The organism is Exiguobacterium sp. TNDT2 (assembly GCF_003331145.1).
Taxonomy (GTDB): Bacteria; Bacillota; Bacilli; order Exiguobacteriales; family Exiguobacteriaceae; genus Exiguobacterium.
This window is the reverse complement of the sequence record NZ_QLVE01000047.1, coordinates 1-7,966: the sequence shown is the minus strand read 5'-3', so window position 1 is coordinate 7,966 and position 7,966 is coordinate 1. Positions and strand designations below refer to the sequence as shown.

Here is a 7,966-nt window from a genome sequence, read left to right as displayed (position 1 = left end):
TGCTTTAACTGCTTAGTGTTAACCTTAAGTATAAACTATCTCATGCATAATTTTTTTCAAATTGAAACCTTATAATATTGGATTAAATAAAAGTATGCGCCGGCGCATACTTTTACGGTATTTGAAATAAATTAACTAATTACAAAAGTATGTCTTTATATAAATATGCTATATTTAATGAAGAAGAGGTGATTAACATGGAGAAGCATTCAGCCTCCAATAGCCGCTCTCAACAACTCATCATTTCGCAAGCGGTAAATACGATTAAGCAGCATGGTATGGAGGAGATCCTCCATAGTGTATCCATTTTTGATATCAATGAATTCGTCGCATCGCTTTATCAAGAACACTATGCGCTTGAAAACATTGAGAGTGCCTATAAAAAGATACGCTATTACTCCTTCATGAAGTTGAAACGTCGGTGGGTGAAAACCGCTGTTCGTAACTATCAAGAATCACGCGGTTACAATAAAGAGCTTCGCGCCAAACATGACATGATCTCAGCATATGTGAAAGTTGCAGGTCTTGAAGGACTCTATAAAGAGTTTCACGTGAAAACGATTGAGGACTACATGAATCTCTGCATCACCGAGATTGAAGAGTGGGCCGAGGATCCGAACCAACTGATTCATACGTATCCTTATTGGTCTCAAAAAACCGTGAATCAAAAGACATCCACGTTGAAAACGGATGTACTCATGGTTTTAGGAGAAGTAGCGAAAGAGATCGATTCGACGCAGCGGGTGGCGCATCATTCGCCGACGCTCGCTGTCGACATCCCATTTTTCGGGATGTCTGACCGTATCAAGAACAAAACCGATCAACTCGATGAAAAACTTAACGACGCGACGCAGCTCAACCTTGAACTTTTGAACTACGACTCAGTCGTCCCGAAATACAAAGAAGGCGTTCCGCAAAATCTTTCCGTCTTAGTCAGTAAAGAGTTCATTCAAGAGTTGAATGGTAAAGTACCTGATCTCGACTCCAAAGACTTCGAGGCCTTCACCGAGATTTTGTCTTACCGTGATATCTCCTTCCAGACAAGTCGTAAAATCATCTTCCCGTTGGTACAGCTGGTTGAAAAACTCTATGCCAACAAGAGCGGGAAAAGCTACGACCTGACTACGAAGCGACTGATGAAGCTCGGCTACTACCGTGTCGCGGGACACAACGATGAAGGGGACTTCTTTATCCGCGGACTCTTCTCTTCCGTTACAATCAAGAATGCGACGACACTTGCAGACAGCCAGGTGATCGTCACCGTAACCGAGGAGGTCTATGACGACCTGCTCAAGCAGCAGATCGTTAGTATATACGGCGAACAGATTGAACAGTTGAAAGGCAGCTTCGCTTATCACTTAGCGTTCGTACTTCAAAAGGAACGAATGGCTGCCATCCAGACAGGGGAACAAAGTCCGGTCCGCCGACATTGGCGTCAATTTACTTATTCGATTCGCTTCAATAAATCTCGTAAGTCCGAGAACTTACTAGAACTTGAGGCAAACCTTGACCGCATTAAAGAACATGAGTTCATCTTGAAAGACTGGCACCGATCCGGCGATTACTATTTCTTCACGTTCTATCCGCTCGAATCATGGGAGTTATTGAATCATACAGACACATTACTCCTTTAATAGAAGCAAATGTTCAGAAGAAGCCTTTTTACAAACGGGCTTCTTTTCTTATGTACTGGTCATTCAGCCACTGTTTCACATGGAACATTCATGTATTATCTTCTCCTTAGTGCTAGGAAACTGATTCAACATCAGCGATGATCCACTCACGCCACATCAGATTTTTAAGACCACATGTATCTCTCTCATTAACAACCCTTTTCCTAACACTGTGATATAAAGTCAATCGTACTGAAATGAAACCTATATATTGTTTGGTAGATAAAATCGACAACAAATCATTCTTACACATTCAACTTGGTCGTAAAGCATCGTACTGAAACAACATTATCGCTGAATTTGGTCGCGAATCGTCGTACTGAAACGACAGCTCTATCAATTTGGTCGCAAATCATCGTACCGAAATGACAATTTTGCTGTTTCGGTCGTAAATCATCGTACTGAAACGACATTTTTCACTTTTTTGATGGGTTTTCTAAATAATTTTAAGTTGCCATTTCCTAAAAATGGTCGCAAACCATCGTACTGAAACGACATTTTTGATGGTTTTGGTCGCAAACCGTCGTACTGAAACGACACTTTCATCAATTTGGTCGCAAACCATCGTACTGAAACGACATTTTCTGCTCTTTTATGATGAAAATTCTACTCTGAATAAGCTCAAAATGGCTTGATTAAGCCGTTCCTCTCAATTTGGTCGCAAACCGTCGTACCGAAACGACACCTGTTTCCCCTGTGAAAATGGCTCAACACCAACACTTTTTTAAATTTGGTCGCAAATCGTCGTACCGAAACCGCACTTTGACACCACTTAGAAAGAACAAGATACTGAAACTAGCATATTTTAGGATAGGGGAGGTGTAGGAGAGATGATGGAGACGAATCGGCATATTTTGGTCGCAAACAAGCTATTGGTCGTGATGAGCGGATTGACGCGTTGGACGAAGCGCGCAGATCACTATCGCTACGAGCAACATCACTATAACATCCCAGCCTGTTTCACTGCTTTCAAATGGACCAAGTCTCGGATTCGTCATATTCTCTCTATTCTCGCCTACGCCGATGACCAAGGGAAGATTGAATTTGCAGAAGACAACACGCTTGCGGATTTTGCATGCACGTCGGTCCGCTCCCTACATAACAACTTGAAGACCTTCGAACAGAATGGTCTCATGACGGTCGTCCGTCACTTCCCAGGAGTGGTCTCAATCCAATTGACGGATTACCTTGAAAACTATCGCGACTTATTCGTAGACGGTACTACGGTCGGTTCGAAGACCGGGTATACGTCTGTTTGGCACGGTCTCTTGTCCGAACTGATCGCACTCGATAACGTGAATACGTTGCGACTCGCGCTACGGACAATCGTCCAGGTCGAGAAAGATGTTCATGTCCAGTCAAATGAACAGGCCATCCTGACCTACGATGAGATCAAAGGGTTCCTTCCTAAATACTGTGGCCATAAACTCGCCATCCAAAAGATGATGTCTGGTCTCAAATTCTTGCAGGTCTCGCTTGTCGAGGACAGTAAGCGTTTCTTGAACATGGTGAAACAAAATGTCTCGCTCAAGAAACGGGTTCAAGATGTGACACGTCCGCTCTTACTTGAAGTCCAGCTATCGGCTGCGCAAGACAGTAAGCAGATCAAAGAAAAAGACCGCACTGAAGTTCAGCTCCTTTGGTTTGAGCTGCGTAAGCGAGTAGGGGAGTTCTTCGACTTTGACGCACTCAAGGTCAACCGTGACTCACTCTTCTCGATGAGTGATACATTCGGGACCGAAACGTTTAAACAGGTCGTTGAAGAGTTAAAACAAGCATTCCTTCATCATCGTGAGGATTTGATCCACTCGAGTACACATAAACTGTTCTTTGAGGAACCGATTTTCTATCTTCATCAACAACTTAAAAAGGCCCAGGCAAAAATGGCTATCGCATGATGGTCTTTTAGTCGTGCACTTTTTTGAAAATATATATGAAAATGACTCATTTTTGCAGGTGATTTCTGTCTGTGTGTTATACGAAACTGTACCCTTAGACAGTCAAGGGGTATTGATTGTCCTATTTTTAATTTTAGGAAAAAAATCAAAACTACTAACCACTTAATCAAGCTTTCATTGAAGTAAATCATCTTTTGTTTCTTTAATCCCAAATCCTTAGTGAAATAAAAAAAGCCTTGATGAAAGAAACAGTAATCCCATTGAAGTTTCTCTTTTCACATAAACTGTCAGAGCGGCTGGTATGACTAGGTTTGGACGTGCTCTACCTTTTCTAATTCTATTAATCTTTATTTAACTCTCTATAATCTATTTATATTTCTTAAACTCAGAAGAATACGGTTTGTATATCTTCTTCTATTATTTAAAGTCAGATCCAACTATATAATGTATTTCTTCTTTAAGAGATTTAGGAATCCGATCTGCTCTTGTTCAATCAGTTTCTGACAAAGCTACTCATAAACAGATGTATACAGTTCGACGTCGAAACGTATACATGATCTATCGGCTAGTAAACATCGTATACAATGACTTATTTTTAATGTATACAAATTAAATTGATATTTATTCGGTTTATACTCGTTCTTATGTTGTAAGGAAAATAAGATTATGACATGATATGAGATAGAAAGGGGAGAGAAGATGAACATACTCACGTTTTACATATCGAAAGGTGGATCAGGGAAGACGACCTGTTCTTTGAATATGGCTTACGCATTAGGTGAGCTGGGACAACGTGTCTTGATCATTGATTTAGATCCTCAAGGCTCGCTCAGTAAACTGATGTTAAAAGAGTCTGACACAATCAAGTACATGACGATGTTTGATGTACATACACGCAATCTCGATATCAAAGAAGTCCTGTTTGATGATGAAACGTATCATGTGAGTCTTCTCCCTTCGAATGAACGAAATGCCAGGTTGATCAATTTGATTTCCGAGCAAGACAAGCTCTATTTATTAAAGGACATGATTGCACCGCTCGAGGATGAGTTTGATTGGATTATCTTAGACTCGGTCCCATCAATCAATGAACTCTCGAAAGTCGTGCTTTCGACGTCAAACATGACGGTCATCCCATTCATGCCGAAGAAGCTCGTGTTCGATCAACTCGCGAGTACGGTCCGTACTGTTCAAAAAGTGAAAAAATTCTATAATCCAGAACTTGTCATCACGGGTATTCTTCCCGTCGCCATGGATGCTTCGTTAAAGGCAGATAAAGAGTACTATGAAGCAATGGAAGCCATAGCGAAGGAAGAGGCAATAGAGATCCTTCCGATGATCAAACGATCCACCTTCATCGAGAAAGCTGCCGATAGTGGGAAAAGTGTCATCCAGTACCGCTCCAAGGAATCGAAGATGCTCGCTGAACCGTTTCGACTATTGGCTAAGCAAGTCGTTGAACAGGCAGGTGAGACATCATGAAGGCACGGAACCGCAACATTCATAAAATCAAACCGAGTGAGCAGCACCCGTATCAAAGTGGTTTGACGAATATCAGCACGCTCGTCCAAAAACTTCCGGTCTCTAAAGAAGTCGAGGACCTTGTTCATGAAATCAATGAGCTTTCAAAAGTTCAAACGATTTCTGTATTTGAGATCGGGAAGCGGCTCGTCATCGCTCGTTCTGAGATGCATGACAAAAAAGAATGGATGGGGTTCCTCGAAGCCGTGTCCATGTCGAATTCTCTTGCCTCTCGGTACGTCAAAGCCTATGAGACGTTACATCCACTCGAATCATCACTTGCGAGCTTACCGGCTTCCAAACTGTTTGAACTGATGTATCTCGACAACGTCGAAGAGGTAGTCGAACAGGGACTCTATATTGATGGAGAGTCACGAAGCGTCGACGAGTTGACGGTCAAACAAATCCGTGAGGCCCGTAAGACCCGTGAGCCTGTGCAACAGGTCAAAGTCAGCCCGTTTCAAAAAACAAAGAAACCATCTGCCGTTCTTTCAGCACGAATCCCGTCCGACCTGTCCGATCAATTCCAACAGTATGCGCATGCCCAAAATCGGAGTGTGAGTGAGCTATTGACGGAAATCATCGAACAGACAGTGAATGACAATATCATTGACGTCACAGACGAGAAGCGAGGAGACGAATCATGAAGAAAATCGCATTGTACAATCGAAAGGGCGGGGTTGGAAAGTCGACGACGACCATAAACCTGGCTCATGCTTATGCTCGTGATGGATTACGTGTCCTTGTCATCGACGCGGACGATCAGGCCTCTTCGACGAATGGACTCGGTCTCACGAACGATTACGAAGGAAAAGTCTTACTCGATTGTCTACTAGAAGAGAATGACCCATTCTACACACCAATCGAACAGGTCATTGTGACATGCGAGTATGAGACAGGTACCGTCTATCTTGTGCCAACCAGACGTTCGGCCTCACCGAGTGACTTAACGAGTCAAATCGGATATGAATATCGTCTCAGTGAAGAGCTCGCCAAGATTGACGAACTGTTTGACATCTGTCTCATCGATTGCCCAGGATCGACTTCAGCGCTTAACCCGTATGCTCGCTGCGCACTCGTCGCCCAAGACCGAATCGTGATGCCTGTCCAAATGCAGAAATTCTCGATGGACGCCGTCTACTCGGCTCCAGAAGAGCTTGAAGAGATGAAGCGATTCCGGGAAGACATCCATATCGCAGCCTTCATCCCGACGATGGTGAGCGCCCGCTCAAAAGGGGATATCACGACAGTCGAAGAACTTGAAGAACTCGGAAAAGAAGTCGGTATTCCGGTTTTGACGACGATCCCTTACGCGGTGAAGGTTCAGACACTACAACGAGAGTCTCGTCCCGTCATTGATCACAAGAGCCCAGCAACCGACGCCTATCTACAACTTGCTCAGGAGGTATTGTCGTTATGACACGCAACCGAAAGAAACATACACCGAAGATTTCTACATTCAGTGCCAACCTTCCGATGAATCAAAATCAACAAGCGACGGATAGCCGTACGGAACAAATCGAGGCCGTGAAAGAATTCTCTGCTACAACGACTGTGGCGAACCCTTATCAGGCCCTGCCGGCGACGGGGTTGTCACGTATCATCACGAAGAAGCTTCCTGAGGATATGGACGGAATTGTTCAATATTACAACCACATTGATGCGATTCAAGCGACTAGCTTTGTCGAAAAATGTCGTATTCTTGCCCATGCGAACAGTCTATTCCGGGATCCGGAAACAAAAAAAGAGTTCCAAAAAGAACAAGGAACGTGGAAAGACTTCTTAAATAAAATTGGAATGTCCCAACCACAAGTCAGCCGCTTCGTGTCATTTTGGAATACGTTTGGTCCGAACATCTTAGAGAAGACGCTCGAGCAAGATTTCAGTGCAACGAAGCTTGCTGAGTTGTTGTCGTGGCCAGAAGATCCGAAGCTCGCGCTACTCGAGAATAAGAAGTACTACACAGCTTCAGGAGACAAGACGGTGTACGAGATGACACGTGAAGAACTCCGTGAAGTGAAACGGATGTTGATCGAACGTCAGGAACAACGCGTGCTCGAAGTCGAAACTAAACCTGTGAAACCCATGCGTGTACAGATTCGCTTTGCTGATCTGACAGACCCTTTATACGTCGGATTAACGCAAGCCGCGCAAAAAGAACATGTGTCAGAAGATGAGATTATCCGGCGGGCTCTCAGTGCCTATTTAAATACGAATTAAGTTGAGAGAAGCGAAATACATCATGGCCCACGAAGATTCTTAACATACCGAATCAGAGTGGGTCATTTTCATCAGGAGGGACATACATGACTTACTCTAATCAATACAAGGACGTGGAAAGTATCATCGATACCTTGCTCGTGCTTGATACGTTTTGCGCCTCAAGAAACATCGAAGTCGAGTTTGTTGTGGTTGGCGCCTCGGGGATCCTTCTCTTCATTGAAATGATGAATAAAGATGCCGAGTATCGTCCGACGCGAGATATTGACATTCGCGTGACGGAGGGCGTTGTGACACCTGAATTAAAAGAGGCACTTCATGAATATGAAATTGAAATTGTCGAAGGGGTCATTCAGTTCCCACCCCGTGAAGACTTTAGAGAAAATGAATTCCGTCATAAGATCGAAGGTCTATTCGAGGCGATTGATGTGTATGTCCCTGACATTGAACTATTAGCATGTACCAAGATCTTCTCCTCTCGCCAAAAGGACTTAGAGGATCTCGAAAAGACGAATCTATTGGAACTTTGCGATAAAGACAAACTTCTCGAACTTGTAGAGGAATATAAAGCGAACATGACGTGGGACGATCCATTTTGTAACGTGCACGACTTGAGTCGAATTTTTCAGGAAAAGGGTATATAATAAATCAAAA

7 protein-coding genes are annotated in these 7,966 nt (G+C 43.4%); all 7 read left to right on the top strand.

From position 1 onward, the window contains the following. Window positions 1-197: 197 nt before the first annotated feature. The 7 genes from DPV68_RS14150 (at window position 198) to DPV68_RS14120 (ending at window position 7,956) form a co-directional block, all read left to right on the top strand. The gene (locus DPV68_RS14150) at window positions 198-1,634 is read left to right on the top strand and encodes a hypothetical protein (protein ID WP_114167420.1); all 1,437 of its coding nucleotides are present in this window, start codon (window positions 198-200) and stop codon (window positions 1,632-1,634) included. Window positions 1,635-2,506: 872 nt separating this feature from the next. Then, a complete protein-coding gene (locus DPV68_RS14145) occupies window positions 2,507-3,571 on the top strand; it encodes a hypothetical protein (RefSeq protein ID WP_114167419.1) in 1,065 nt (354 codons plus the stop codon). Between the two features lie 699 nt (window positions 3,572-4,270). Beyond that, window positions 4,271-5,053: a ParA family protein gene (locus DPV68_RS14140; RefSeq protein WP_157964207.1), complete on the top strand. Its 783-nt coding sequence runs from the start codon at window positions 4,271-4,273 to the stop codon at window positions 5,051-5,053. Continuing rightward, the gene (locus DPV68_RS14135) at window positions 5,050-5,739 is read left to right on the top strand and encodes a hypothetical protein (protein ID WP_114167417.1); all 690 of its coding nucleotides are present in this window, start codon (window positions 5,050-5,052) and stop codon (window positions 5,737-5,739) included. Before DPV68_RS14140 ends, DPV68_RS14135 begins: the two co-directional genes overlap by 4 nt. Then, entirely contained in the window at window positions 5,736-6,512 is a 777-nt protein-coding gene (locus DPV68_RS14130; RefSeq protein WP_114167416.1) for a ParA family protein, read from the top strand. Before DPV68_RS14135 ends, DPV68_RS14130 begins: the two co-directional genes overlap by 4 nt. Beyond that, on the top strand, window positions 6,509-7,312 hold the full coding sequence (locus DPV68_RS14125) for a hypothetical protein (protein ID WP_114167415.1): 804 nt from the start codon (window positions 6,509-6,511) through the stop codon (window positions 7,310-7,312). The genes DPV68_RS14130 and DPV68_RS14125 overlap by 4 nt, the downstream gene beginning before the upstream one ends. Before the next feature lie 86 nt (window positions 7,313-7,398). Continuing rightward, on the top strand, window positions 7,399-7,956 hold the full coding sequence (locus tag DPV68_RS14120; protein WP_114167414.1) for a DUF6036 family nucleotidyltransferase: 558 nt from the start codon (window positions 7,399-7,401) through the stop codon (window positions 7,954-7,956). The last annotated feature ends 10 nt before the right edge of the window (window positions 7,957-7,966 follow it).